The sequence below is a fragment of the Variovorax beijingensis genome (assembly GCF_007828835.1).
In the GTDB taxonomy this organism is placed as follows: domain Bacteria; phylum Pseudomonadota; class Gammaproteobacteria; order Burkholderiales; family Burkholderiaceae_C; genus Variovorax; species Variovorax beijingensis_A.
Map to the genome: position 1 here is coordinate 210,006 of NZ_VIVL01000008.1, position 26,368 is coordinate 236,373.

At 64.4% G+C, this 26,368-nt stretch carries 31 protein-coding genes; 15 read left to right on the forward strand and 16 right to left on the reverse strand.

What is annotated here, in order from left to right:
- Positions 1-91: 91 nt before the first annotated feature.
- The 7 genes from FB547_RS22650 (at position 92) to FB547_RS22680 (ending at position 5,325) form a co-directional block, all read left to right on the forward strand.
- On the forward strand, positions 92-472 hold the full coding sequence (locus FB547_RS22650; protein ID WP_025569340.1) for an Mth938-like domain-containing protein: 381 nt from the start codon (positions 92-94) through the stop codon (positions 470-472).
- A gap of 134 nt (positions 473-606) precedes the next feature.
- Positions 607-1,083, forward strand: coding sequence for a peroxiredoxin (locus FB547_RS22655; protein ID WP_007830801.1), 477 nt, complete (start codon positions 607-609; stop codon positions 1,081-1,083).
- Positions 1,084-1,294: 211 nt separating this feature from the next.
- A complete protein-coding gene (locus FB547_RS22660; protein WP_145745909.1) occupies positions 1,295-3,079 on the forward strand; it encodes a PhoH family protein in 1,785 nt (594 codons plus the stop codon).
- A 156-nt stretch (positions 3,080-3,235) separates the two neighbouring features.
- The gene (locus tag FB547_RS22665; RefSeq protein WP_145745910.1) at positions 3,236-3,607 is read left to right on the forward strand and encodes a VOC family protein; all 372 of its coding nucleotides are present in this window, start codon (positions 3,236-3,238) and stop codon (positions 3,605-3,607) included.
- Positions 3,608-3,615: 8 nt separating this feature from the next.
- Positions 3,616-4,065, forward strand: coding sequence for an EVE domain-containing protein (locus FB547_RS22670; protein WP_145745911.1), 450 nt, complete (start codon positions 3,616-3,618; stop codon positions 4,063-4,065).
- 23 nt (positions 4,066-4,088) lie between these two features.
- Positions 4,089-4,556: a GyrI-like domain-containing protein gene (locus FB547_RS22675; RefSeq protein ID WP_145745912.1), complete on the forward strand. Its 468-nt coding sequence runs from the start codon at positions 4,089-4,091 to the stop codon at positions 4,554-4,556.
- Positions 4,557-4,611: 55 nt separating this feature from the next.
- Positions 4,612-5,325, forward strand: coding sequence for a helix-turn-helix transcriptional regulator (locus tag FB547_RS22680; RefSeq protein WP_025569335.1), 714 nt, complete (start codon positions 4,612-4,614; stop codon positions 5,323-5,325).
- A gap of 13 nt (positions 5,326-5,338) precedes the next feature.
- Here FB547_RS22680 and dnaB read toward each other — a convergent pair whose 3' ends face one another.
- From dnaB to ppsA, 7 genes are all read right to left on the reverse strand, one after another.
- Positions 5,339-6,748, reverse strand: coding sequence for a replicative DNA helicase (gene dnaB, locus FB547_RS22685; protein ID WP_025569334.1), 1,410 nt, complete (start codon positions 6,746-6,748; stop codon positions 5,339-5,341).
- A gap of 169 nt (positions 6,749-6,917) precedes the next feature.
- Entirely contained in the window at positions 6,918-7,370 is a 453-nt protein-coding gene (rplI, locus tag FB547_RS22690; protein WP_145745913.1) for a 50S ribosomal protein L9, read from the reverse strand.
- 15 nt (positions 7,371-7,385) lie between these two features.
- Positions 7,386-7,667 carry a 30S ribosomal protein S18 gene (gene rpsR, locus FB547_RS22695; protein WP_007830781.1) on the reverse strand — a complete coding sequence of 94 codons (282 nt, stop codon included), beginning with the start codon at positions 7,665-7,667 and terminating at the stop codon, positions 7,386-7,388.
- Positions 7,668-7,688: 21 nt separating this feature from the next.
- Positions 7,689-8,006 (reverse strand): primosomal replication protein N, encoded by a 318-nt coding sequence (priB, locus tag FB547_RS22700; RefSeq protein WP_261380366.1) that lies wholly within the window; start codon positions 8,004-8,006, stop codon positions 7,689-7,691.
- 4 nt (positions 8,007-8,010) lie between these two features.
- Entirely contained in the window at positions 8,011-8,385 is a 375-nt protein-coding gene (gene rpsF / locus FB547_RS22705; protein ID WP_012746958.1) for a 30S ribosomal protein S6, read from the reverse strand.
- A gap of 115 nt (positions 8,386-8,500) precedes the next feature.
- Positions 8,501-9,016, reverse strand: coding sequence for a hypothetical protein (locus FB547_RS22710; protein ID WP_145745914.1), 516 nt, complete (start codon positions 9,014-9,016; stop codon positions 8,501-8,503).
- A 211-nt stretch (positions 9,017-9,227) separates the two neighbouring features.
- Entirely contained in the window at positions 9,228-11,621 is a 2,394-nt protein-coding gene (gene ppsA / locus FB547_RS22715; protein ID WP_145745915.1) for a phosphoenolpyruvate synthase, read from the reverse strand.
- Positions 11,622-11,803: 182 nt separating this feature from the next.
- Between ppsA and FB547_RS22720 the strand changes: the two genes are divergently transcribed.
- On the forward strand, positions 11,804-12,625 hold the full coding sequence (locus tag FB547_RS22720) for a pyruvate, water dikinase regulatory protein (protein ID WP_025569329.1): 822 nt from the start codon (positions 11,804-11,806) through the stop codon (positions 12,623-12,625).
- Between the two features lie 13 nt (positions 12,626-12,638).
- Here the strand turns inward: FB547_RS22720 and ahpF are convergent, their stop codons facing one another.
- The gene (gene ahpF / locus FB547_RS22725) at positions 12,639-14,210 is read right to left on the reverse strand and encodes an alkyl hydroperoxide reductase subunit F (protein WP_145745916.1); all 1,572 of its coding nucleotides are present in this window, start codon (positions 14,208-14,210) and stop codon (positions 12,639-12,641) included.
- Positions 14,211-14,299: 89 nt separating this feature from the next.
- Positions 14,300-14,872: an alkyl hydroperoxide reductase subunit C gene (gene ahpC / locus FB547_RS22730; protein WP_025569327.1), complete on the reverse strand. Its 573-nt coding sequence runs from the start codon at positions 14,870-14,872 to the stop codon at positions 14,300-14,302.
- Between the two features lie 245 nt (positions 14,873-15,117).
- On the opposite strand from ahpC, the gene bfr reads away from it, so the two are divergent.
- A complete protein-coding gene (gene bfr / locus FB547_RS22735) occupies positions 15,118-15,594 on the forward strand; it encodes a bacterioferritin (protein ID WP_025569326.1) in 477 nt (158 codons plus the stop codon).
- A gap of 24 nt (positions 15,595-15,618) precedes the next feature.
- Here the strand turns inward: bfr and FB547_RS22740 are convergent, their stop codons facing one another.
- Genes FB547_RS22740 through FB547_RS22755 form a run of 4 tightly spaced genes read right to left on the reverse strand, consistent with a single transcriptional unit; the run spans position 15,619 to position 19,447 of the window.
- Positions 15,619-16,173 carry a cytochrome b/b6 domain-containing protein gene (locus tag FB547_RS22740; protein WP_145745917.1) on the reverse strand — a complete coding sequence of 185 codons (555 nt, stop codon included), beginning with the start codon at positions 16,171-16,173 and terminating at the stop codon, positions 15,619-15,621.
- 11 nt (positions 16,174-16,184) lie between these two features.
- Positions 16,185-16,484, reverse strand: coding sequence for a PepSY domain-containing protein (locus FB547_RS22745; RefSeq protein WP_025569324.1), 300 nt, complete (start codon positions 16,482-16,484; stop codon positions 16,185-16,187).
- A 37-nt stretch (positions 16,485-16,521) separates the two neighbouring features.
- Entirely contained in the window at positions 16,522-17,208 is a 687-nt protein-coding gene (locus FB547_RS22750) for a Fe2+-dependent dioxygenase (RefSeq protein ID WP_025569323.1), read from the reverse strand.
- Positions 17,209-17,227: 19 nt separating this feature from the next.
- Positions 17,228-19,447 carry a TonB-dependent receptor gene (locus FB547_RS22755; protein WP_145745918.1) on the reverse strand — a complete coding sequence of 740 codons (2,220 nt, stop codon included), beginning with the start codon at positions 19,445-19,447 and terminating at the stop codon, positions 17,228-17,230.
- Between the two features lie 368 nt (positions 19,448-19,815).
- Here FB547_RS22755 and FB547_RS22760 point away from each other — a divergent pair, with 368 nt between their 5' ends.
- The 5 genes from FB547_RS22760 (at position 19,816) to hemP (ending at position 22,362) form a co-directional block, all read left to right on the forward strand.
- Complete coding sequence (locus FB547_RS22760) at positions 19,816-20,088, forward strand: bacterioferritin-associated ferredoxin (protein ID WP_018903007.1); 273 nt, start codon at positions 19,816-19,818, stop codon at positions 20,086-20,088.
- 108 nt (positions 20,089-20,196) lie between these two features.
- A complete protein-coding gene (locus FB547_RS22765) occupies positions 20,197-20,898 on the forward strand; it encodes an energy transducer TonB (protein WP_410000812.1) in 702 nt (233 codons plus the stop codon).
- A gap of 22 nt (positions 20,899-20,920) precedes the next feature.
- Positions 20,921-21,637, forward strand: a complete 717-nt coding sequence (locus FB547_RS22770) for a MotA/TolQ/ExbB proton channel family protein (protein ID WP_025569321.1) — start codon at positions 20,921-20,923, stop codon at positions 21,635-21,637.
- Positions 21,638-21,641: 4 nt separating this feature from the next.
- On the forward strand, positions 21,642-22,055 hold the full coding sequence (locus FB547_RS22775; RefSeq protein WP_145745920.1) for an ExbD/TolR family protein: 414 nt from the start codon (positions 21,642-21,644) through the stop codon (positions 22,053-22,055).
- A gap of 94 nt (positions 22,056-22,149) precedes the next feature.
- Positions 22,150-22,362, forward strand: a complete 213-nt coding sequence (gene hemP, locus FB547_RS22780) for a hemin uptake protein HemP (RefSeq protein WP_145745921.1) — start codon at positions 22,150-22,152, stop codon at positions 22,360-22,362.
- A gap of 175 nt (positions 22,363-22,537) precedes the next feature.
- Here hemP and FB547_RS22785 read toward each other — a convergent pair whose 3' ends face one another.
- Positions 22,538-22,945: a GlcG/HbpS family heme-binding protein gene (locus FB547_RS22785; RefSeq protein WP_012746944.1), complete on the reverse strand. Its 408-nt coding sequence runs from the start codon at positions 22,943-22,945 to the stop codon at positions 22,538-22,540.
- Positions 22,946-23,110: 165 nt separating this feature from the next.
- Between FB547_RS22785 and FB547_RS22790 the strand changes: the two genes are divergently transcribed.
- Positions 23,111-23,812 carry a Bax inhibitor-1/YccA family protein gene (locus FB547_RS22790; RefSeq protein ID WP_025569319.1) on the forward strand — a complete coding sequence of 234 codons (702 nt, stop codon included), beginning with the start codon at positions 23,111-23,113 and terminating at the stop codon, positions 23,810-23,812.
- Between the two features lie 61 nt (positions 23,813-23,873).
- Here the strand turns inward: FB547_RS22790 and rlmD are convergent, their stop codons facing one another.
- Both rlmD and FB547_RS22800 read right to left on the reverse strand, forming a co-directional pair.
- Entirely contained in the window at positions 23,874-25,322 is a 1,449-nt protein-coding gene (rlmD, locus tag FB547_RS22795; protein WP_145745922.1) for a 23S rRNA (uracil(1939)-C(5))-methyltransferase RlmD, read from the reverse strand.
- 53 nt (positions 25,323-25,375) lie between these two features.
- On the reverse strand, positions 25,376-26,368 hold the full coding sequence (locus FB547_RS22800) for a sigma-70 family RNA polymerase sigma factor (RefSeq protein WP_145745923.1): 993 nt from the start codon (positions 26,366-26,368) through the stop codon (positions 25,376-25,378).

Genomic DNA, 26,368 nt, shown 5'->3' on the forward strand with positions numbered 1-26,368 from the left:
GGGCGCGGGTTACTACTCGAGGTCGAAAGGCCCTGGAAGGCCTCGTGTCACTGGGAAAACCTATAATTTGACCACAGTTCCCAGTGCCCCGATGAAGCTCCAGCCCGACAAATCCGACGCCCAGTCCCTTACCGCGCACGGCCCCGGGTGGGTCGCAATCAACAATGAAAAGGTCGAGGGCAGCGTGGTGGTGGGCTCCCGCGGCGAGCGCTTCGAATGGAACTGCACCCGTTTCGACCAGCTCGGACCCGAGCATTTCGCCCAGCTTGCGTCGCTTGGCGCGGAATTGGTCATTTTTGGAAGCGGATCACGCATCCGGTTCCCGCAGCCCGCCTGGCTCCAGCCCCTGATGGCCAGGCGCACCGGCGTGGAGACCATGGACACCCCCGCCGCCTGCCGCACCTACAACATCCTGGCCGGCGAAGGCCGCCACGTGATAGCCGCCCTCCTCGTGGAACCGCCCGAGCGGTGAGAGAAGGCTTTTCGGGGTAAAATACCGGGTTGCGAACAGGCCTGCTGCTCCAGTTAGCAACGACCAATCCTCCATTCGTCGAGTGTGCTGAAAAGCGCCCCGGTCAATGGAAACCAACGGAGAAAACAAGTTTCATGGCGATCGTTGTCAACAAACCCATTCCTGAATTCGACGCCAACGCCACGGGCGGACTGAAAGTCTCGAATACCTCTCACCTCGGCCACGTGCTGGTCATGTATTTTTACCCGAAAGATAACACTCCGGGCTGCACGACCGAAGCCATGCAGTTTCGCGACCGTTACAAGGACTTCGAAAAGGCTGGCGCCACCGTGTTCGGCGTGTCCCGCGACAACATGAAGTCGCACGACGAGTTCAAGGCCAAGCTCGAACTCCCGTTCGAACTCATCGCCGATACCGAAGAAAAAATGTGCCACATGTTCGGCGTGGTCAAGAACAAGATCATGTACGGCAAGAAGGTCAAGGGCATCGAGCGCAGCACCTTCCTGATCGGTGCCGACGGCATCCTCAAGGCCGAATGGCGCGGCCTCAAGGTCCCGGGCCACGTCGACGACGTGCTCAAGGCCGTCAAGGCCCTCAAGAAGGCCGCCTGAGCGTTACAAGAAGCGCCGTCTGTGCGCTTTTGCATCCCGCCGTGGGAAATGTCCAACGGACTTTGCAAAGAGCGCGAGACGCGTCACCGCCGGTGTGCATAATGGCCTCATGCCGTTGAGCTCCACGACCGCATCCCCCGAACAAAGCCGCCTTGGTCTACAGGCGGCTTTTTCGTTTTCTGGTTTCCACTTCCTGCGAGCGACCTGACACATGCCATTGCCTCCCGCCCCCACGAAACGCGCCGCATTGCTCTCGCCGGATGCGCACGATGCACCCGCCCGCTCCTCGCACAGGGGATCGCGCCGCTCGGGCGAATCGCGTACCGATTCGGCATCGTCGAGCGGCTCCTCCCAGCCGCTGGAATTGTTCGACCGCCATGCCGCCGATGCGGTAGGCGGCGGCGTCGAGGCGCAGCCGGTCCGCGCGAAATCGAAACCCGCACCTTCCCGCGGACAGCGGCAGCAGCCCGCCGCACGCCGGGAGTCCGAGACGCCGGCACCCGCCATCCATGCGCCTGCACCGCAGCAGCAGCAAGTTGCAGCGCCGCAGGCCCCGGCGCGGCCCAAGCGCAGCAAATCCAACGGCCCGGCCAAGCTCTTCGTGCTCGACACCAATGTGCTGCTGCACGACCCGATGTGCCTGTTCCGCTTCGAGGAGCACGACATCTTCCTGCCGATGATCGTGCTCGAGGAACTGGACGGCCACAAGAAGGGCACCACGGAAGTCGCCCGCAACGGCCGCCAGACCAGCCGCACGCTCGATGCGCTGGCCGCCGCCCAGGACGCCGACATCGCCAAGGGCCTGAAGCTCGACACCACCGGCCATCGCGAGGCCGGCGGCAAGCTGTTCTTCCAGACCGCGCCGCTCGACTACGCGCTGCCGATCAGCCTGCCCCAGGGCAAGGCCGACAACCAGATCCTCGGCGTGGTGCAGGCCTTGCGCGACCTCTACGCCAATGACCAGCCCGGCCGTCCGAAGCAGGAAGTGGTGCTGGTGTCCAAGGACATCAACATGCGCGTCAAGGCGCGCGCCCTGGGCCTGGCCGCCGACGACTACCAGAACGACAAGACGCTGGAAGACGGCGACCTGCTCTATGCGGGCTCGCTCGCGCTGCCGGCCGACTTCTGGACGCGCCAGAGCAAGACGGTCGAAAGCTGGCAAAGCGGCAGCAACACCTTCTACCGGGTCAGCGGTCCGCTGGTGCCCAACCTCTACATCAACCAGTTCGTCTATTTCGAAGCGCCGGGCGAGCCGAGCATGTACGCGCGCGTCACCGAGATCCGCGACAAGACCGCGGTGTTCAAGACGCTCAAGGACTACAGCTCGGGCAAGAACGCGGTCTGGGGCGTGAACACCCGCAACCGCGAGCAGAACTTCGCGATGAACCTGCTCATGGATCCGGAAGTCGACTTCGTCACGCTCACCGGCACCGCAGGCACCGGCAAGACGCTGATGGCGCTCGCCTCGGGCCTCACGCAGGTGCTCGACGACCGGCGCTACACCGAGATCATCATGACCCGCGCCACGGTGAGCGTGGGCGAGGACATCGGCTTCCTGCCCGGCACCGAGGAAGAGAAGATGGGCCCGTGGATGGGCGCGCTCGACGACAACCTCGAGTTCCTCGCCAAGGGCGACGGCGGCGGCGCCGGCGAATGGGGCCGCGCGGCCACCAACGAGCTGATCCGAAGCCGCATCAAGGTCAAGAGCATGAACTTCATGCGCGGCCGCACCTTCCTGAACAAGTACGTGATCATTGACGAGGCGCAGAACCTGACGCCCAAGCAGATGAAGACGCTGATCACCCGGGCCGGTCCGGGCACCAAGATCATCTGCATGGGCAACCTCGCGCAGATCGATACGCCGTACCTGACGGAAGGCTCCTCGGGGCTCACCTTCGCGGTCGACAAGTTCAAGGGCTGGCCGCACGGAGGACACATCACGCTGGCGCGCGGCGAGCGCTCGCGGCTGGCCGATTTCGCGAGCGACGTGCTCTAGAAGTCACCGGCTCACGGCTGGCCAAGGGCCCGCGCATGCTCTCTCGAGCCGCGCGGGCTTTTTTTCGCCCGCGGTGACAGGCTCCTGACAAGACGTTGTCAGGAGGCGGGCCGCACCATCGAGGCTCCTCTTCAACACAACGAAAGCGAGTCCTTCATGCAAAACGCCATCAGCTGGTTCGAGATTCCGGTCACCGACATCGACCGCGCCCAGGCCTTCTACGAAACCGTGCTCGGCCGCAAGCTGCGTCGCGAAGACTTCGGCGGGCAGACGCTGGCCGTGTTCCCGTACGACAAACCTGGCGTCGGCGGCGCCCTGCAGGCCGGCGCGAACGCCAGCGCACGCGCAGGCAGCGGCATCCGCATCTATCTTGACTGCATGCCGAGCATCGACGCCGTGCTGGCGCGCATCGAAAAGGCCGGCGGCCAGATCGTCGCGCCCAAGTCCGCGCTGCCGCCAGGCATGGGCTTCATCGCCCATCTGCGCGACACCGAAGGCAACGAAGTCGGCCTTCACGCGCTCGACTGAACCGCACCATGGCACCACACAACTGGATTGCCGTGGCCAGCGCCGAGCACGCCCGGCGCGGGCGCGACCACAAACCGCTCGGCTTCATGCAGGTCGGCCACGGCAAGCTCGGCCCGCTCAAGCGGGTTGCAGCGGGCGACCGCGTCGCCTACTATGCGCCGGCCGCGGTCTTCGGCGGCACCGACAAGCTGCAGAGCTTCGTCTCGATCGGCATCGTGCAGCCGGGCGTGCCTTACGAAGCGGACATGGGCAACGGCTTTGTTCCATGCCGGCTCGACGTGGCCTACGCTGCCTCCCGCGAAACGCCGATCGCGCCCCTGCTGGAACAGCTGGCATTCATCGAGAACCCGAAGCAGTGGGGCTACAAGTTCCGCTTCGGGCTGTTCGATGTCTCCGACGCCGACATGATGCTGATCGCACGTGCCATGGAAGCCGACCTGAAGGCGCTCGCGCTCTGAGCGCCACAATCCTCACATCATCCATGCAGAAGACAACCCCGATGGAACCCGTGCGCCGGCACCACGACGCCTTCCAGGTCGCGGGCCTCACGGTCCGCACCACCAACCGCGAAGAGAACGATCCCGCGACCGCCCGCATCGGCGCCCTGTGGGATCTCTTCTTCAGCGAAGAGACATACCGTACGACACCCGGCCGCACCGGCGATGCCCGCCTGTTCGGCGTCTACTCCGGCTACGAATCCGATGCGCACGGGGCCTTCGACCTGACCGTGGGCGTGGCCGTCTCGGGCGCGGCGGACGGCGTGGCCCTCGAGGCCGGCAACTACCTCGTCTTTTCGGGCCAGGGCGAGATGCCGCAGATGCTGATCGCCACCTGGAAGCGCATCTGGCAGTATTTCGAGGCACACCCGGAAATCGTGCGCCGCTACCGCAGCGATTTCGAAGCCTACGAGGGGCCGGACAAGGTGGCGATCCACATCGGAGTTTCATGAGCACACGCCAGGGCCGGCCCGACGGCTTCGCCCGAACATCCCAGGGAGCGCGCTGATGCGCCGCGCCGACCGCCTGTTCCAGCTCGTGCAGATCATCCGCGGGCGCCGGCTCACCACGGCCGCGTTCCTGGCGCAGCGCCTCGAGGTGTCGGAGCGGACCGTCTACCGCGACGTGGCCGACCTGCAGCACCAGGGCGTACCCATCGAGGGCGAGGCCGGCGTGGGCTACAGGCTCGGTGCGGGCTTCGAGCTGCCGCCGCTGATGTTCACGCAGGACGAGGCTTCGGCGCTCGTGGCCGCGGCCCGCCTGGCGCAGAGCTGGGTCGATCCGGCACTCGCGCGCGACATCGAAACCGGGCTCGGCAAGATCCTTTCGGTGCTGCCGCCGGCGGCCCGCGTCTCGGCCGAGGCGCTGGCACTCTACGCCCCCGCGCTGGGGCTGGGCGATGCCCTGCGCACGCGGCTGCAGACCCTGCGCGAAGCCGTGCAGGCGCGCCAGAAACTGCGCCTTCACTATCGCGACGTTTCGGGTGATGCCAGCGAACGCACCGTGCGTCCGCTCGGCTGCTTCTACTGGGGCAAGGTCTGGACGCTTTCGACCTGGTGCGAACTGCGCAACGACTTCCGCGGTTTTCGCATCGATCGCATGGATGCCGTCGACGTGCTGCCCGAACGCTTTCGCGACGAAGCAGGCAAGACGCTGGCCGACATGCTGCGCCAGGTGAAGGCGCGAACGGCCGAAGCGAAGCTGCTGGAGCAGCAGAAATGAAGTCGCGACGACGTCAGTAGTCGTCGCTGCTGCCGTAGCTGGCCAGGTTCTCGAACTTGGTGAGCGGCTTGAGGAAGGTCAGCTTGACGGTGCCCGTGGGTCCGTTGCGGTGCTTGCTGATGATCACCTCGGCCACGCCCGGCTCCTTGCTGTTCTTGTCGTAGTAGTCGTCGCGGTAGATGAACATGATGATGTCCGCGTCCTGCTCGATGGCGCCGGATTCGCGCAGGTCGCTCATCATGGGACGCTTGTCGGTGCGGCTTTCGACACCGCGGCTCAACTGCGACAGCGCGATCACCGGGCACTTGAGCTCCTTGGCGAGCATCTTCAGGCCACGCGAGATTTCGCCCACGGCCGTGGCGCGGTTCTCGTCGTTCATGCTGGTCGACACGCTCATGAGCTGAAGGTAGTCGACCACGATCAGGCCGAGCCGCCCGTACTGGCGCGCCAGGCGGCGCGCGTTGGCACGCAGCTCGCTGGTGGTCAGGCCAGGGGTCTCGTCGATGTGCAGCGACACGTTGCGCAGCTTCTCGATCGCCTCCGTGAGCCGCGGCCACTCTTCATCGCTGAGCTTGCCGGTGCGCAGATGTCCCTGGTCGATGCGCCCGATCGAGCCGACGATACGCACCGCCAGCTGCGACGCACCCATTTCCATCGAGAAGACCGCCACCGGCAGCCCTTCGTTGAGCGCCACGTGCTCGGCGATATTGATGGCCAGCGAGGTCTTGCCCATGGAGGGACGCGCGGCCAGCACGATCATGTCGCCCGGCTGCAGGCCCGAGGTCATCTTGTCGAACTCGTAGAAGCCGGTGCGCACGCCGGTGATGTCGTTCGGGTTCTCCGCCATCTCGGTCACGCGGTCGAGCAGTTCGACGACCAGGGCATCCATGCTCTGGAAGCCCTGCTTCATCCGCGTGCCTTCTTCGCCGATGTTGAAGATCTTCTGCTCGGCCTCGTCCAGGATCTTGTCGACCGACTTGCCCTGCGTGTTGAAGGCGTTGGTCGCGATCTCGTCGCTTGCGGAGACGAGTTTTCGCAGGATCGAGCGTTCGCGCACGATCTCCGCGTAGCGGCGGATGTTGCTCGCGCTCGGCACATACTGCGCGAGCGAATTGAGGTAGACCAGGCCGCCGATTTCATCGGCCTTGCCCAAGCTCTGGAGCTGCTCGTAGACCGTGATGACGTCGGCCGGCTTGCTGGCGTTGATCAATCCGCCGATCGCGGCATAGATCAGCTTGTGCTCGTGGCGGTAGAAGTCGCCATCCACCAGCAGGTCGCCCATGCGGTCCCAGGCACCGTTGTCGAGCAGCAGGCCACCGAGCACGCTCGACTCGGCCTCGATCGAATGAGGCGGAATGCGAAGCTGGGCAACTTGGCGATCGGCCGACGGGTCATTGTCGGCATAGGAAAAAACGGCGGACATGGACTTCCCTTGCAACCCTGCATGCTAAGCCGCGCACGCGCTGGCGTGTGTGGACAAGGTTGTGAATAAACAGTGATCTTTCGGTGCATCGCGCTGGAAAACCGGTGCGCAGAAAGACAAAAGCCGCCCGGAGGCGGCTTTTGCAACAGCGCACGGGCGCTGTGGACGATCAGGCGGTTTCGCCGTAGACCGTCACGGTGATGTCGACCACCACGTCGGTGTGCAGCGCAACGCTCACGGTGCTGTCGCCGACGACCTTGATCGGGCCGTTGGGCAGGCGCACTTGCGACTTTGCAACCTTGTAGCCTTGCTTGCCCAGTTCTTCGGCGATGTCGCCGTTGGTGACCGAGCCGAACAGGCGGCCGTCGACGCCGGCCTTCTGGGTCAGCTTGACGGTCGTGCCGCCGAGCTTCTCGCCCTGGGCTTGCGATTCGGCCAGCTTGGCGGCCGCAGCCTTTTCGAGTTCGGCGCGCTTGGCTTCGAATTCGGCCTTGTTGGCAGCGGTGGCGCGGCGGGCGCGGCCCGTCGGGATCAGGAAGTTGCGTGCATAGCCGTCCTTGACCTTGACGATGTCGCCGAGGCCGCCGACGTTCAGGACCTTGTCCAGAAGAATGATTTGCATGGTGTGTGCTCCTTCTTAGACGCGGTGCTGGTCGCTGTACGGCACCATGGCCAGGAAGCGCGCGCGCTTGATGGCGGTGTTCAGCTGGCGCTGGTAGATCGCGCGCGTGCCGGTCAGGCGTGCGGGGATGATCTTGCCGTTTTCGCTGATGAAATCACGCAGCGTGTCGATGTCCTTGTAGTCGATTTCCTCGACGCCCGCGACGGTGAAGCGGCAGAAGCGCTTGCGCTTGAACAGCAGCGACTGGGTGTTGCGCTTCGGGCGCTTGTCTTTGTTGAATTTCTTGAACGTGGCCATTTGGGGACCTCTTGTCGAAAATTAATCTTGCTGAAAATCCTGGATGTGCAGGACCGGATGCTTGCCATTGCCCGGTGTCGCGAGGAAGCCCTGAAAACGCCAGAGACTTCCCATCGACTGCATTGCGAGCCGTTCGGCGATGGCGCCGAAGGCAACGGCCCTGAGGGCCGCTTTCACCTGCCTGGCTTTTCCTGCCTCCTGGAGCGTCGACTCGTGTTCGAGCTTCAGATCGATGGCGGGAAGGCCGGCGGGCGTGTATCGCAAGGCTCCGAGTTCGGCAACCGAGGCGGTCAGCACCAGCTGATTGACACCGGTTGCCGCAGCAGCGGCAGCGGTCACGCCATCAGCTGTTGTTGGCGGCGTATTCGGCCTGCTGAGCCTTGCGGGCTTCTTCGCGCTCGACCGTCTTCATCATCGACGAAGGACCGGTTTCGGCCTTCTTCTTCTGAACGGTGAGGTGGCGCAGCACGGCATCGTTGAACTTGAACGCGTGTTCCAGTTCGCCCATCACGGTTTGCTCGGCTTCGATGTTGACGCACAGGTAGTGCGCCTTGCTGAGCTTGTTGATCTGGTAGGCCAGCTGGCGGCGGCCCCAGTCTTCAACGCGGTGGACCTTGCCGCCGCCGGCCGTGATGAGGCCCTTGTAACGCTCCAGCATGGCCGGAACTTGTTCGCTCTGATCCGGATGGATCAGCAAAATGATTTCGTAGTGACGCATGGCACTCCTTGTGGATTCTTCCGTGGAAGAGGAAAAGCCACCTGCAGCGTCGGGCGCAGTGTGGCAAGGCAAAGCCGGCTATTGTAGCACTGCTTGCGGCCACGCGTGTCCAGCGTCAGTCTTTCAGGGCCCTGTCCAGTGCCGCGGCTTTCTCCGCGCCCACTGCGGCGCGTATCTTGGGCGCCAGGGCGACCAGGTCTTCGTAGCTCGTCGTGCCTTCGACCTGCAGGTTGAGCCTGAAGCCCATCAGGCCCAGCGCGCCAGTCAATTGGGTGGCGATGGGATAGGCATCCTTGTAGCGCTGCTGCCTGCTGCGCCCGGAAGGCGGCGCGGGTTCGGCCGGCTTGGGTGCCGCCGGCGCCTTGCTTGCGGCTGCCGGCGCAGGCGCTTCGGGTACGGACGCCCTGGCTGGCACCGGCGCAGCCGGCTTGCTCCCCGCCACGGGGCCGAGCAGCCCCAGTTCGACCATCTGGTCAATTTCTTCTCGCCCGATGCCCGTTCCGGAGGCAAGCACCTCGTCGATCGAGCGCTTGCCGTCGAACAGGATGAACGCGGTGCGCTGGCGCGGCGAAAGCGGCACCGAGCGATCCTTGAGAACCTGCTGTCCAGCTTCTGTCTTGACAAGAATCATGATGGTTTCTTCCGCGAAAAACCGGCGGGTGCGGCGACGAGCGGCTTCGCCATGCAATCCGCAAGCAACCCGCCAGCTTGCGAATGTCGCAAGTCTGACATAAGTAACACATTCTGATTCAATTAGGCAGCGCGCCGAAGCGGGAATTCCCGGTGAGGGACTCCCCGCGAGGGCCATCGCGCGGCGAGGGTGCCTCGCCTCTCTTCAGTTGTCAGCGCTTGGCGAGCTGCTGCCAGGTGTCGATGACGCTGTCAGGATTGAGGGAGATCGACTCGATTCCCTGCTCCGCCAGCCAGAGCGCAAAGTCCGGGTGGTCGCTGGGGCCCTGGCCGCAGATACCGACGTACTTGCCCTCGGCCTTGCAGGCCTTGATGACGCGGCTCAGCAGCGCCTTGACGGCCGGATCGCGCTCGTCGAAATCGGCGGCCAGCAGTTCGAGCCCCGAGTCGCGGTCCAGGCCGAGCGTCAGCTGGGTCAGGTCGTTCGAGCCGATCGAGAAGCCGTCGAAGTACTTCAGGAACTCTTCGGGCAGCACGGCATTGCTCGGCACCTCGCACATCATGATCAGCTTGAGCTCGTTCTCGCCGCGCTTCAGGCCATGTTCGCCGAGCAGCGTGGTCACGCGTTCGGCCTGGCCCAGCGTGCGCACGAAGGGCACCATGATCTGCACGTTGGTCAGGCCCATGTCGTTGCGCACGCGCTTGAGCGCCTCGCATTCCATGGCAAAGGCCTCGCCGAAATCCTTGCTCAGGTAGCGCGCGGCGCCGCGGAAGCCGAGCATCGGGTTTTCTTCTTCCGGCTCGTAGCGGCTGCCGCCGATCAGCTTGCGGTACTCGTTCGACTTGAAGTCCGAGAGGCGAACGATCACCTTCTTGGGCCAGAAGGCGGCAGCGATGGTCGCGATGCCTTCGGCCACCTTGTCGACATAGAAGGCGCGCGGCGAGGCATGGCCGCGGGCCACGGATTCAACGGCCTTCTTCAGGTCGTTGTCGACGTTCGGATAGTCGAGGATCGCCTTCGGATGCACGCCGATGTTGTTGTTGATGATGAACTCGAGGCGGGCCAGGCCCACGCCGTGGTTCGGCAGCTGCGCGAAGTCGAAGGCCAACTGCGGATTGCCGACGTTCATCATCAGCTGGATGTCGATTTCGGGCATCACGCCGCGCTGCACTTCGGTCACTTCGGTTTCGAGCAGCCCGTCGTAGATGAAGCCGGTGTCACCCTCGGCGCAGCTCACGGTCACCAGCGTGCCGTCCTTCAGCAGGTCGGTGGCGTCGCCGCAGCCGACCACGGCCGGAATGCCGAGCTCGCGCGCAATGATGGCCGCGTGGCAGGTGCGCCCGCCGCGGTTGGTGACGATGGCGGCGGCGCGCTTCATCACCGGCTCCCAGTTGGGGTCGGTCATGTCGGTGACCAGCACGTCGCCGGCCTGGACCTTGTCCATTTCGCTGATGTTGTGCACGAGCCGCACGGGGCCGGTGCCGATCTTCTGGCCGATGGCACGGCCTTCGGCGAGCACGGCGCCCTTGCCCAGCAGCTTGTAGCGCTGCTCGGCCTTGCCCTGCTGCTGGCTCTTCACGGTTTCAGGGCGCGCCTGCAGGATGTAGAGCTGGCCGTCGGTGCCGTCCTTGCCCCACTCGATGTCCATCGGGCGGCCATAGTGTTCTTCGATGACGAGCGCGTACCTGGCAAGCTGCTCGACGTCCGCGTCGCTCAGCGAATAGCGATTGCGCTGCTCGGTCTTGACGTCGGTGGTCTTCACCAGCTTGCCGGTGGCCTTTTTCTCCTCGGGCGACGCGAACTCCATCTGGATCAGCTTGGAGCCCAGGTTGCGGCGGATCACGGCCTTCTTGCCGGCACGCAGCGTGGGCTTGTGGACGTAGAACTCGTCGGGGTTCACGGCGCCCTGCACCACCGTTTCGCCGAGGCCGTAGCTGGAGGTGATGAACACCACGTCCTGGAAGCCCGACTCGGTGTCGATGGTGAACATCACGCCGGCCGCGCCGAGGTCCGAGCGGACCATGCGCTGCACGCCCGCCGAGAGCGCCACCACGTCGTGCGCGAAGCCCTTGTGCACGCGGTAGCTGATGGCGCGGTCGTTGTAGAGGGAAGCAAAGACTTCCTTCATCTTGTGCAGCACGTCGTCGATGCCAACCACGTTCAGGAAGGTTTCCTGCTGGCCCGCGAACGAGGCGTCGGGCAGGTCTTCGGCCGTGGCCGAGGAACGCACGGCAAACGAGGCGGCGGGGTTGCCTTCGCTCAGCTTCGCGAACGCCTCGGTGATGGCTTTCTGCAGGTCGGCCGGAAAGGGCTGGGCCTCGACCATGGCGCGGATCTCGGCGCCGGCCGCGGCCAGCGCCCGCACGTCTTCGGTGTCCAGTGCGGCGAGCCGCTTGCTGATCTTGTCGGCCAGGCCGTCGTGGGCCAGGAACTGGCGGAACGCGTGCGCCGTGGTCGCGAAACCCGTGGGCACCCGCACGCCCTGCGGCAATTGCGAGATCATTTCGCCGAGGCTGGCGTTCTTGCCGCCGACCGACTCGACGTCGGTCATCCTCAGGTTTTCAAACGGTACGACCAGGGCGGTCGCGTCGAAAAGTGCAGACATGGGAAAGCTCCAGAAGTTGAAACCGGTGCTGCATGCAGACGGCGCAGCACGATCGTTGTCGTTGCTTGGGGTGCTGGCGCGGTGTGCATGGAAAGAATTGGGAGTGGGAAGCAGATTCCCGATAATGGCCCGGATTGTAGGCGTGGCGAGATTGCACGCGCCGCAGGACAAGGCCGCAACACATGACCACACGCACCGTCTTCTTCATTTCCGATGGCACCGGCATCACCGCCGAAACATTTGGTAACGCGGTGCTGGCCCAGTTCGAAATGAAGCCGCGCCATGTGCGGCTGCCGTTCACCGACACGGTCGACAAGGCGCACCAGGCGGTGCGGCAGATCAACCACACGGCCGAACTGGAAGGCGTGCGCCCCATCGTTTTCACGACGCTCGCGAACATGGAGGTGCTGGAGGTGATCGAAACCGGCTGCAAGGGCATGCTGCTCGACATGTTCGGCACCTTCGTGCGGCCGCTGGAGATCGAGCTGGCGGTGAAGTCGAACCACCGCATCGGCCGCTTCAGCGACGTCAGCAAGAGCAAGGAATACGACGCCCGCATCGCGGCCATCGACTTCAGCCTGGCCCACGACGACGGCCAGAGCAACCGGGACCTCGAAGGCGCCGACGTGATCCTGGTGGGCGTAAGCCGCAGCGGCAAGACGCCGACCTCTCTTTATCTGGCGATGCAGCACGGCCTGAAGGCGGCCAACTATCCGCTGATCCCGGAAGATTTCGAGCGCCGCCAGCTGCCGCCGGCCCTGATGCCGCACCGCAAGAAAATCTTCGGGCTCACGATCCAGCCCGAGCGCCTGAGCCAGATCCGCAACGAGCGCCGGCCGGATTCGCGCTACGCCAGCCTCGAGAACTGCCGCAACGAAGTGAGCGAAGCCGAGGCCATGATGCGCCGCGCCGGCATCCGGTGGCTCTCGACGACGACCAAGTCGATCGAGGAGATTGCCACCACCATCCTGCAGGAACTGAAGCCCGAGCGGCTGGTTTACTGAGCCCGCCGCTCGGTCAGGCAGCCGCCTGCTCGGCCGGGGCCGAGGTCCGGATCAGGTGGTCGAAAGCACCGAGCGCCGCTTTCGCGCCATCGCCGGCCGCGATGATGATCTGCTTGAACGGCACGGTCGTCACGTCGCCCGCGGCGAACACGCCCGGCACCGAGGTCTGCCCCCTGGCGTCGACCACGATCTCGCCGTGCTTGGTCAGTTCGACCACGCCCTTGAGCCAGTCGGTGTTGGGCACCAGGCCGATCTGGATGAACACGCCTTCGAGTTCGACCTTCTTCAGCTCGCCGGTCGCGCGGTCCTTGTAGACCAGGCCGTTAACCTTCTGGTCGCCGGTGATCTCGGTGGTCTGCGCATTGGTGAACACGTCCACGTTCTTCAGGCTCTTGAGCTTGCGCTGCAGCACGGCGTCGGCGCGCAGGGCCGTGTCGAATTCGATCAGCGTGACATGGCCGACGATGCCGGCCAGGTCGATGGCCGCCTCGACGCCCGAATTGCCGCCGCCGATCACCGCCACGCGCTTGCCCTTGAACAGCGGGCCGTCGCAGTGCGGGCAGTAGGCCACGCCCTTGTTCTTGAACTCGTGCTCGCCGGGCACGTTGATGTTGCGCCAGCGCGCGCCTGTCGAGATGATGATCGACTTGCTCTTGAGCGAGGCGCCGCTTTCGAGCTGCACCTCGATCAGGTCCTTGCCCGGAACCAGCGCCTTGGCGCGCTGCAGGTTCATGATGTCGACGTCGTAGTCGCGCACATGCTCTTCGAGGGCGTGGGCGAACTTCGGTCCTTCGGTTTCCTTGATCGAGATGAAGTTCTCGATGCCCAGCGTGTCGAGCACCTGGCCGCCGAAGCGCTCCGAAGCCACGCCGGTGCGGATGCCCTTGCGCGCCGCATACACGGCCGCCGCGGCGCCGGCCGGGCCGCCGCCGACGATCAGCACGTCGAACGGGTCCTTGGCGGCGATCTTCCTGGCCTCGCGCTCGACGCCGCTGGTGTCGATCTTCGCGAGGATTTCTTCGAGGCTCATGCGGCCCTGCCCGAACTCGGTGCCGTTCAGGAACACGGTGGGCACCGCCATCACCTGGCGTTCCTTGACCTCTTCCTGGAAGGTGCCGCCCTCAATCGTCGTGGTGCGGATGCGCGGGTTCTGGATGGCCATCAGGTTCAGCGCCTGGACCACGTCGGGGCAGTTGTGGCAGGTGAGCGAGACATAGATCTCGAACTCGAAGTCGCCGTCAAGTGCGCGGATCTGGTCGAGCACCGCCTGCTCGACCTTCGGGGGATAGCCGCCGATCTGCAGCAGCGCAAGGATCAGCGACGTGAATTCATGGCCCATCGGCAGGCCGGCAAAACGCGGGCCGTGATTCTCGCTCGGACGATTGACCGAGAAAGAAGGCTTGCGATGGTTGTCGTCGCGGCTTTCGGTCAGCTTGACCAGCGGCGACGCTTCGGCGACGTCCTTCAGCAGCGAAAGCATTTCGCCCGAGGCCTTGCTGTCGTCGAGCGAGGCGACGATCTCGATCGGCTGCGTGGCGCGCTCGAGGTAACTCTTCAATTGGGCTTTGGTGCTGGCGTCGAGCATGACAGACTCTCTTTCGATAACTGAAAACTATCAACTGGGGACAAAAAAGCCCGGGGCCTCGTGAGCGCCCGGGCTTTCGCGCGGGACGCTCAGATCTTGCCGACGAGGTCGAACGAGGGCTTCAGCGTTTCAGCGCCTTCGGTCCACTTGGCGGGGCAGACTTCACCGGGGTGGGCAGCCACGTACTGGGCAGCCTTCACGCGGCGCAGCAGTTCGGCGGCGTCGCGGCCGATGCCGTTGTCGTGCACTTCGATGGTCTTGATCTTGCCTTCGGGATCGATCACGAAGGTGCCGCGGTAGGCGAGGCCGGCGTCTTCGCCTTCTTCGATCAGCACCTGGAAGGCGCGGGCCAGTTGCTGGCTCGGGTCGCCAATCAGCGGGTACTTGACCTTGCCGATGGTGTCCGAGGTGTCGTGCCATGCCTTGTGGGTGAAGTGGGTGTCGGTCGACACGCCATACACCTCGACGCCGAGTTTCTGGAATTCGGCGTAGTGGTCGGCGAGGTCGCCGAGTTCGGTGGGACACACGAACGTAAAGTCAGCCGGGTAGAACACCACGACCGACCATTTGCCCTTGAAGTTGTCGTTGCTGACCGGCACGAACTTGCCGTTGTGGTACGCGGTGGCCTTGAAGGGAATGATTTCGGTGTTGATCAGGGACATTGCTGTTTCCTTGGTGGTGGCTAATGAAAAGAACGAGACATGAGTATAGCTACCAATCTCATGATTTCAATAGTTATCAGCTATTAAAAGTATTGCAGCTTGCTATGTTTGCGATGGGCGCTGCCACGATCGAATACGAACGTGTATCACCATCAAACGCATGCAGACCGGCACAGCATGGGATTGCTTGCAAGGGCTCGCCCACCCCTCTCACAATCGGTGCTTTCAGAACAAGGAAAAAGAACATGAAGGGCGACCCCAAGGTCATCGAACATCTGCAGGCGCAGCTCAAGAACGAGCTCACTGCCATCAACCAGTACTTCCTGCACTACCGCATGCTCAAGCACTGGGGTCTGGACAAGCTGGCCAAGAAGGAATACGAGGAATCGATCGGCGAAATGAAGCACGCCGACAAGCTGATGGACCGCATCTTCATGCTCGACGGCCTGCCGAACCTGCAGGATCTGGGCAAGCTGAATATCGGCGAGGACGTGCCCGAACTGCTGAGTTGCGACCTCGGCGCCGAAACCGGCGCGCAAGCCACCATCAAGGACGGCATCGCCTACTGCGAGACGGTGCGCGACTACGTTTCGCGCGACCTGCTGCAGGAGATCCTGGACGACACGGAGGAGCACATCGACTTCCTCGAAACCCAGATCGACCTGATCGACAAGGTCGGCGTGCAGAACTATCTGCAGTCGCAGATGGGTGAAGTCAGCTGATCCTCCAAGGCCGGAGCGACGTTCTCAGTCGACATCGCCCGGCTCCTGCGGGCGCTTGTACCCGCTGAGCATGGCGGCAACCAGGTTTTCCCGGTGCCGCCAACTTGTGAAGGCGACACCGGCCAGGTGCAGGGCGATCAGCGCCACCAGTGTCCAGGCCAGGCTGCGGTGGAGCCATTCCACCCACGCCAATCCCCAGAACATGTCGAGCGAGTACATCCAGCCCGTGACGCCCGCCGCCGTCACCGTGGCAAGCAGCGCGACGACCATCCAGCCGCCCAGCGGGTTGTGGCCCAGATAGCGCTTTTCGCGTCGGGCCAGCACTTCGCACATGTAGTGCTGCACCTGCGCGGGAGACCGGACGAACTGCCGGAATCTCGCGTAGCGCCCTCCCCACCAGCCGCCGATGCAGCGCCCGGCAATCAGGGCCAGCGTGGCGTAGCCCGCGAGTTCGTGCTGCCGCAACAACGCCTCGCCACTGAACCATGCCACGGCAATGGCCGCGACCAGCGCCCAGTGCGTGGCGCGCAGCCAAAGTGCCCAGACCTGCACCGGCGGACGCCCGGGAGCCGCACGCACCGCGCGGCTCCTCAGGACGGCTGCTTCACCTGTCCGACTTTCTCGAAGGTCTTGGGATCGAAGAACGCCTCGGTGCGCTGGCCCTTCTCGTCGAAGCCGTAGACCTCGTAGCAGCCATTGAAGTCCTTGATCTGGCGTACCTTCCAGCCTTCGCCGGTCAGCTTGCGCTGCAGCTCCATCTGCGGGCGCATCTCTGCCTTGGGAACCGGCGCGCACTTGACCGCGTCGTGCTCGACGAACTGGGCGGAGACCGACGCAGACCAAAGGACGGCGGTTGCGGCGGCAGCACTGAAAAGAAGCGACTTGTTCATGAATGGTCTCCCGGCGGTGCAGGCGCCACGCAACGGCTCAGACGTCGAGCCACATGCGCAGCAGGTTGTGGTAAGTGCTCGTGAGGCCGATCACTCCGGAATCGGTCTCGCCATATTGGCTGCGGAGATGGCGCAAATGGTTGTCCATCTCGAACAGCAGCCGGCGCTGCTCGTCGCTGCGCACCATGCTCTGGATCCAGAAATAGCTCGCGGTCCGGTAGCCACGCGTCACCGGCAGCACCCGGTGGACGCTCGTGCCCGGATAGAGCACCATATCGCCGGCCGGCAGCTTGACGCGCTGCACACCGAAGGTGTCCTCGATCACGAGTTCGCCGCCGTCGTATTCGTCGGGCTCGGCCAGGAACAGGGTGCACGAGATGTCGGTGCGCACCCGGCCCGAGCCGTCGCGCAGGAAGCGGACGGCACTGTCCACATGGTTGCCGAAGCTGTTGGACGCACCGCCGTAGCGGTTGAACAGCGGCGGCGAAATCTGCTTGGGCAGCGCGGCCGAGAAGAAAAGCTGGTGCCGCTCCAGGCCGCGCAGCAGCAGTTGCTGCAGCGCGCGGGTTTCTTCGCAGTCTTCCCTCAATTGCTCGTTGTTCTTCGCCTGCGCCGACTGGCTGCCGGCGGTGATCCGGCCGTCGCCCCAGGGTGCATCGGCGAGGATCCCGCGGGCCTCGCGCAGCTCCTCGGAAGTGAGCACCTGTTTGATGTGCAGCAGCATGGCCCCGAGGATAGTCCGATCAGAAGCGCACGCCGACCGTGCCGAGCACCTGCCGCTTGGCGCCCAGGATGGCAAAGCCCGGATACAGCTGATCGCCGTAGGCCTTGTTGCTGAGGTTGTTGATGTTGATCTGCGCGTACACGTCCGGCGTGAACTTGTATTCGAGCATTGCATCGGCTACCACATAGCCCGGGACGCGGGCGGTCGCCGAGGCGGCACCGGTGGTGCCTGTCAACGGCCGGTTCTCGGTCGCGCCATGTGCGCCCAGTGCGACGCGCAGCTTCGGCGTTGCCTGGTAGCTGACCCAGACCGCACCCGACTGCTTGGGCGTGAGACCCACGCGCTGGCCGACCGAGGCCTGCGCTGCAGCTGCGCTGCCGGCCTGGTCGATCTTGGCGACCGGCATCCAGGTATACGAAGCGTAGATCTCCCACTGCCGGCCCAGGCGGCCGACGACGTCGAGTTCGACACCCGCGGTGTGCCGCTTGCCCGAGAGCGTGTAGGCCGAGCCGGCAAAATCGGCATCGGTAGTGCGCTCGTTGTACTTCTCGGTGCGGAAAATCGCGCCGCGCGTGGAGAGCGCGCCGTTCAGCCAGTCGAGCTTGGCACCCACCTCGAGGTTGCGGCTCTTCTCGGGCGGCGTGTTGGCGTTCTGCGGCGTGACGTACTGGTAGGTGTCGGCCGAGGTGTTGAACGAGGTGCCGTACGACACGTAGTACGACTGGGAATCGGAAGGCTGGTACATCACGCCGCCGCGATAGCTCCACGGCGAGTTCGACAGATGCGTGCTGGTGACGCTCAGCGGCGTGCTGCTCACTGCCCCGGCGCGATAGTTCAGTTGCTCGAAGTCGCCCTTGAAGCTGTCGTAGCGAATGCCGCCAAGCACCTTCCAGTGCGGCGCAACCTGGATCAGGTCCTGTACATAAAGGCCATACGCTTTCGCATCGTAGTTGCTCGAATTGCGCCATTGCGGCGACAGGCCGGTGCCGACCAGGCCAGCCCCATCGTCTGGCGTGCCGACGCGCGTGGGCGGGCGGATACCGAGCGTGCTGCCATTGTTCTGGAAGCGAATGGCCTCTTCCTTCGAGGCATCGATGCCGGCCAGCAGCTCATGCTTCATGCCGAGCGCATCGAACGCCAGGCTGTAGTCGCTCTGCGCATAGGTTCCCTTGTAGCGGTCCTTGCGCGGCGTGAGACCGCTGCGCGTGAGGAAGGTCGACGGGTCGAGCGAGGTGACCGCCCGGGTACCGGCCGGACAGGTTCCTGCCGCCGTGGGGAGTGCGCCACAGGCACCCACCGCCGTGCTCCATTGCGCCCGCTCGAACACGCCGCTGCGCACCTGCGTACGCAACTCGCCGCCATTGGCGAACCTGTGCTTCCACGCGCCGTGCACGTAATTCGCCTCGCCATCGACGAAGTCCGCCGAGGTGCCATAGAAGTCTCCGGGCTTGACCGGCGCCAGGCTGCCGTTGACGTAGCGCACGGCCGACATCGGCACGTTGTTGTTCTTGAGGTGGAACAGGCCGACGGTGAATTCGTCCGCTGTGCCGAGGCCCCAGCTGTACGAGGGTGCGATGCCGTACTTGTCGATCTTCGCGCCGCCGTTGTCGGCCTTGTTGTACATCGCGTTGATGCGCAGCGCCGAGTTCTCGCCGGTGCGTACGTTGAAATCGGCGGTGGTGCGAAAGTAGCCGCCGCTGCCCAGGGTGCCCACGACGTCGGTCTGGTCGGCCAGCAAAGGCTTCTTGCTCACCTGGTTCACGACGCCGCCCGTGGAGCCGCGGCCGAAGAGCATTGAGGCCGAGCCGCGCATCACTTCGACGCGGTCGAGGTTGAAGGTGTCGCGGTCGTACTGCGAGGGGTCGCGCATGCCGTCGATCATCAGGTCGCCGGTGCTGGCGATCGGGAAGCCGCGCAGCCGGATGTCCTGGTCGGTGCCGTTCTCGGTCGCGGCGAAAGTGATGCCCGCCGAATAGTGCAAGGCATCCTTCAACGTGTCGAGCTTGACGTCATCGATCAGCTTTTCGGTGATGACGTTGATCGACTGCGGAATATCGCGAATCTCCTGCGTTCCCTTGCCGATATTGGTTTTCTTGGTCTGGACCTGATCCTTGCCTTGCGCTTCGGCCTGCTCCGTCACCGTAATGGTTCCAAGGGTGCCGCCCTGCACCGTGGTCGCCGGCGTCTGCGCCCAGCTACTGACCGAGGCGGCCAGCATGAGTGCGCCAAACGGCAGCATCGCCGCTTCGCGCGGCGCGCCAGGCGCTGCAGTACGCGCCGCAGGAGCCGAGGAGGACAGGGGACGCGACGCACGAGCGCGCCGGCGGGCAGTATTGGACAAGAGAACCTCCAGGAAAGCCAAACGGCTGGTTTGAATGGCTGGCTGGGACCGGTGCTTCACCGGTGGTGGCTTGCCGAAATTTGGCTGGAGTGTAGTGCGAACGTAGTCTGAATCATTCGCACTTAGATTCTCCTGTTGCTAAAATGCTACCTTTTCCCATCCGAGTACCAAAGACCGCTTTCCGGGATAGTTATTGAAAATGCGAGGGATTCGTATTTATAATCGCCTCGAACCCAACCAGCCAGCCAACTGCCGCTTTCACCACCATGATCGTTTGCGTCTGCCGCCGAGTCTCCGACCGTGAAATCGCACGTCATGTGCGGGCCGGCATGACTTTCGACGAAGTCCAGTTCGAGCTTGGCGTGGCCACCCAATGTGGCCAGTGTGAAGGCTGTGCGCGCGATATCGTTGCGCAGTGCAGCGCCTCTCACCCGGTCGCCGCGTTGAACCGCGAATCGGGAACGAGTGCGATCCAGCTTGCCACCTCCATCTCGGAAAGCAAGGCATGGAACTCTTCTCGGCACTCGGCGGCAGCCTGATACTCGTTGCAGGCTCGGTCTGGTGGATCTTTCGTAAGTAAACAGTAGTCGTAGCGGTTTTGCTGCAATCGAGGCACCCTCCATGGGTGCCCGCATTCGAATTGGTTGATCGTGTCTGACCGCTTTGCCCCTCCCCCCTCCGTACTGGGCCTCTCGCGCAATGCACTCATTGCCGGGGGCGTGATCCTGTTTCATGCAGCGGCGCTGTGGGCGCTGCAAAGCGGCCTGCTGCGCCGCGCTGCTGAAGTGGTGATTCCTGTCGAAATCCTGAGCCAGTTCGTCGAGCCGCCCAAGCCGGCCGAACCGCCGCCGCCTCCCCCACCGCCGCCTCCGCAGCGCAAGCCCGAAGCCGTCAAGCCGCCGCCTCGCCCGGTGGCCATCCGCGAGCCGAAGCCGACACCCGCGCCCAGCGCGCCGGTCGGCGTGCCCGAGCCTCCCCCCCCCGCGCCCGTTGCGGAGGCTCCCGCTCCCACGCCGCCCGCGCCGCCGGCCCCGCCACCGGCGCCGCCCGCACCACGGACGATCGAAATCTCGGAAGGCCAGACGCGCTACGTCAGGGAACCCAAGCTCGTGTATCCCAGCATGAGCCGGCGCCTGGGCGAGTCGGGCACCACCGTCGTCTCGATCTATTTCGACAGCGAAGGCTTCGCCAAGCGCGTCGAACTCTTCAAGTCCAGCGGATTCGAGCGCCTCGACGAAGCGGCGCTCAGCGCCGCCCGCAGCGCCCAGGTCACGCCCTTCAGGCAAACGGGAGGCAACGCACAGACCACCTACCTGCTGCGGGCCCCCTTCTCATTCAAACTGAACTAATCTTTCTCTGGAGCAATTTCGTATGGATTCCCAATTCGGCTTGATGAACGTCTGGAACCAGGGCGATTTCGTCACCAAGGCCGTCGCGCTGCTGTTGATCGGCATGTCGCTTGCGTCGTGGATCGTGATCATCATCAAGGCACTCGACGTGATCAAATACAAGCGCCTTGCCAAGCATTCGCAGGACTTCTGGCACAGCGAAGACTTCGCAACCGCGCTCAACAAGCTCGGCAAGGACGACAGCAACCCGTTCCGCGCCCTGGCACTCGAAGGCCGCGAAGCGGCTGCGCACCATCGCAACACGAAGGCCCATCTGCACGATGCACTGGACGTGAGCGACTGGATCACGCGTTCGCTGCGCAACGGCATCGATGCCTTCACCGCGCGCCTTCAGACCGGCCTCGCCATCCTGGCATCGGTCGGTTCGACGGCGCCGTTCATCGGCCTCTTCGGCACCGTCTGGGGCATCTACCATGCGCTCATGAGCATCGGTTCGGCCGGCCAGGCCACCATCGACAAGGTGGCGGGCCCGATCGGCGAAGCACTGATCATGACGGCGCTGGGCCTCGCGGTGGCCATTCCGGCGGTGCTGGGCTACAACGCACTGGTGCGCGGCAACAAGTTTGTTCTCACCAAGCTCAACAGCTTTGCCCATGACCTGCACGCCTACTTCGTGACGGGCGCACGCGTGCAAAGCGGCGGCGGCGACGCCATCGTGGTTCCGCTCAAGAAGGGCTGAGATCATGGCTTTCGGAACCCAGGACGAACCCGACGAGGTGATGAACGAGATCAACATGACGCCGCTGGTCGACGTCATGCTGGTGCTGCTGATCATCTTCATCATCACGGTGCCGGTGATGAAGCACGCAGTCAACATCGACCTGCCCCGCGCCACCAGCGAACCTGAGCAACCCAAGCCGCAGAACATCCTGTTCAGCATCACGGCCGACGGCAGCTACTACTGGAACGAGCAGAAGATCGACGACGCCGAACTGCCCGCCCGCCTCGCCGCTGAGGCCGCCAAGGATCCGCAGCCCGAACTGCACATCCGCGGCGACAAGGAGGTGCGCTACGAACGCGTGGCCAAGGCGATGTCGAAGGCGCGGGAAGCCGGCGTGCGCAAGATCGGCTTCGTGACCGAGCCCGACACGAAATAAGTCACTGAACGTCCTTAAAAAAATCGATCGCGGCGATTGACTTTTTATTGCGAATCATTATCATTCACTCATCGCTTCGATAAGGGAATTTCAGATGCAAGCCAAACCGAACGCCTTTCCTGTTCTGAGCCATCCTTCGCTCGACCAATCGGGTGGCGGACATGCGTCCATCCAGGCACCGCGCCCGGCGCCCATGGTCGAAAGCACGGAGCTTCTGAAAGGAAGCAAGACCGTGGGCATCATGCACAACGGTTCCCTCTACAGGCTCCAGGCCACCAAACTCGGCAAGCTGATCCTGACCAAGTAAGCCGTCAGCCCGCCCTTCGCGCAAGTTTCATCGTGGGGCGACTTGAGGAGATTCATCTCCGAGGGTCGTTTTTTGCTAGCCAACGGTTCGCCGACTAGCCAAGCTTTTTTTCACGCTGGATATCCAACAAAAACGCCGACTCGAAGTCGGCGTTTTGCTTTGGTGCGTCGAATGCTCAAAGACCGAGGGCTGCGATGCCGGCCTTGGCAATCTGGGCGTCTTCGTTCGACTTCACACCGCTCACGCCGACGGCGCCGATCACCTGGCCGTCCTTCACGATGGGGACGCCGCCCTCCAGCAGGCCCTGTACGGCGGGTGCCGTGAGAAACGCGCTGCGGCCGCCGTTGATGATGTCTTCGTAGACCTTGCTCTCGCGGCGCCCCATGGCTGCCGTGTGCGCCTTGGCGGGCGCGATGTGGGACGACAGCGCCGCGGCGCCATCGAGGCGCTGGAGCCACAGCAGGTTGCCGGCATCGTCGGAGATGGCGATGGTCACGGCCCAGTTGTTCTTGAGGGCCTCGGCTTCGGCAGCTGCGGCAATGGCCTTGACATCGGCGAGTTCGAGGAAGGACTTGGTCTTCATGTTGAGAATCAGGTTGCGTAAAACTCGACAGCATAACGGCCAACGGCTCCCTGGGCGCCCTGGTGCTTAGGACCATCGTCCATACGGTCTTTGTGCCGCCCCCCTCTTGCAGACCCCTAGAATGCGCCCAACTGCGTGATTGCAGCAACCCAAGGAGCTACGGCCATGAACGACCGCGTTACCACCCTCGACACTTCCGCCGGCTACGGCCAGGCGCTGCCGCAGGCTGAGCGCCAACGCGTCCTGCGCAACACCTACTGGCTGCTGGCGCTGAGCATGCTGCCCACCGTGCTGGGCGCCTGGGTCGGCGTCGCCACCGGCATCACCAGCTCGCTCACGGGCGGGTTGGGCCTCATGGTTTTCCTCGGCGGTGCCTTCGGCTTCATGTTCGCGATCGAGAAAACCAAGAACTCGGCCGCCGGCGTGCCGGTGCTGCTGGCCTTCACCTTCTTCATGGGCCTGATGCTATCGCGGCTGATCGCGATGGTGCTGGGCTTCAAGAACGGTTCCGAGCTCATCATGACCGCGTTCGGCGGCACTGCCGGCGTTTTCTTCGTGATGGCATCGCTCGCCACCGTGATCAAGCGCGACCTGTCCGGCATGGGCAAATGGCTCTTCGTCGGCGCCATGGTGCTGATGGTGGGCGCCATCATCAACGTCTTCGTGGGCTCGAGCGCCGGCATGATGGCCATTTCGGTGGCCGCGATCGGCATCTTCTCGGCCTTCATGCTCTATGACCTGAAGCAGATCATGGACGGCGGCGAAACCAACTACATCAGCGCCACGCTCGCGCTCTACCTGGACCTGTTCAACGTATTCCAGAGCCTGCTGGCCCTGCTGGGCATTGCCGGCGGCGAACGCGACTGAGCGAACGAACGAGCGAGGCGCCGCAAGCGCCAACGAGAAAAGGGCCCGGCGGGCCCTTTTTTCATGCCAGGTCGAACACCGCAATCGACTCGACGTGCGCCGTGTGCGGGAACATGTTGATCACCCCCGCGAACGTGCAGCGATAGCCGGCCTGGTGCACCAGCAGGCCGGCATCCCGCGCCAGGGTGGAGGGGTTGCAGCTCACGTAGACGATGCGCTTGGGCGGCGCCCAGCCATCGGTTCGCAGTTCGGGCTGCAGGTGCAGGTCGGCCATGGCCTTGGCCAGCGCGAAGGCGCCCTCTCGCGGCGGGTCAACCAGCCACTTGTCGGCACGGCCATCGGCCACCAGCATGGCGGGGGTCATTTCGAAGAGGTTGCGCGCCACGAATCGCGTCGCCGACAGCGCCCGCCGGGCGGCGGTGGCAGGCTGGTTCTTCCTGAAGTTGTCGCTCGCGCGCGCGACCAGGGTGTCGCTGCCCTCGATGCCCAGGACTTCGCGCGCACGGCTGGCCAGCGGCAGGGTGAAGTTGCCCAGGCCGCAGAACCAGTCGATCACGCGCTCGTCGGCCTGCACGTCGAGCAGGCGCAGCGCCTTTCCCACCAGGGCACGGTTGATGTGCGGATTGACCTGCGTGAAATCGGTGGGCTTGAACGGCATCGTCACACCGAACTGGGGCAGTTCGTAGGACAGCGGCATGCCACCTTCTTCGAGCAGCTTCACCGTGTCCGGCCCCTTGGCCTGCAGCCACCATTGGACGCCGGCGTTCTGCGCCGCAAAGTCCTTCAGGCGGCCGATGTCCGCATTGGAGAGCGGCTCCAGGTGCCTCAGCACCAAGGCGATCGTGCCGAGCGAGGTGGTACCGGGCGCATCGCCGCAAGCGAGTTCGATCTGCGGGCAGGTTTCTCGGGCGTCCAGCGAACCGATCAATGCGCGCAAGGGCATCAGCATGTCGCTGACCTGCTTGGGCAGCACCGGGCATACCTGCATGTCGGCGAGATACCGGCTCTTGCGCTCATGGAAGCCGATCAGCACGGTCTCCTTCTTGACCACATGGCGCACTGAAAGCCGCGCACGGTAGCGGTAGTGCCAGGCCGGGCCTTCCAGCGGCCGCAGCACGTTGTCGGGCCGCACCTTGCCGAGGTGCCACAGGTTGTCCTCGAGGGCGCGCTGCTTCACCGCAACCTGCGCCGCCTCGTCCAGATGCTGCATCTTGCAGCCGCCGCACGCACCGGTATGCAAACCGAAATGCGGGCAGCCAGGCCGAACCCGCTGCGACGATTCGCGCCGGATGGCCGTGACCGTGCCCTGCTCCCAGTTGTTCTTGCGGCGATGAACGTTGAACTGCACTTCTTCGAAAGGTAGAGCGCCTTCGATGAACACGACCATGCCTTCGGCGTTGTGCGCCACGCCTTGCGCGTCGAGGTCGAGCGACTCGACCTTGAGCCATTCGCCCGCCGCGGTTGCCGGGGTTTTCGCGGGGACTTTCTTTTCTTCGATGGATTCCGTCATCCCCCGATTGTCTCAGCGCCGGCCCGGCCCTCCGCGGCCACGGCAAACCCCCGCTAGAACAAGGCGTCGCGCCCCACGCCGGAACGGGTCAGCTGGCGCCGCATCTTGGCCAGCGCCTCGTTCTGGATCTGCCTCACGCGCTCACGCGTCAGCCCGAGGCGCACGCTCAGCACTTCGAGCGTCTCGGGCTCGCGGTCGTGCAGGCCGTAGCGGCCCTCCAGCACCTCGCGCTCGCGCGCGTCGAGGGCGTGGACCCATTGATCGAGCAGGCGCGCGACCTCGTGGGTGTGCGTGACGTCGGTCGGATCGCCCTGCCCGTCGTCGGACGCCACGGTATCGGCCAGGGTGAAGCCTTCGTCTCCGTGCGCATCGCCGGCATCCAGCGAACGCGGCGCTTCGGCCAGCGCCAGCAGTTCCGCGACCGCCTGCACGTCCAGCCCCAGAAATGCGGCGACATCCTCCACGCGCACGCCGTCGGGCCGATGCGCCAGGAACTCGGCATCGCCTTCGAGCGTGCGGCGGGCCCGCAGCACCTGCTGCAGTTCACGCACCACATGCACCGGCAGGCGGATGGCACGCGCCTGGGTCAATACGGCGCGCTCGACCGACTGGCGGATCCACCAGGTTGCATAGGTGGAAAAGCGAAAGCCCCGTTCGGGTTCGAACTTGGTGATGGCGTGCATCAGGCCGAGATTGCCTTCCTCGATGAGGTCGGAAAGCGGTACGCCCCGGCCCAGATAGGCCTTGGCGATGTTCACAACCAGCCTCAGGTTGTGCTCGATCATCGATTGCCGCGCTGCAAAGTCGCCGGCGCGCGCGGCGCATGCGGCCTGGTATTCCTCTTCGGGCGTGAAGAGCTCGGTACGCCGCACCTGGCGCAGGTAGATCGTCAGGGCATCGGCGCCTTCGCCGCCGGGCGAATCGGTTGCGGCAATCAGGTCTGCAGCAGGCTTCGCAGGCGAGCCCTGCGGGCCGCTCTCTACAGCCCTGCCCCGGCCCACCGGCCGACGCACGGGCAGTGCGCGACGGGGGCTGGAAGCGGCCAT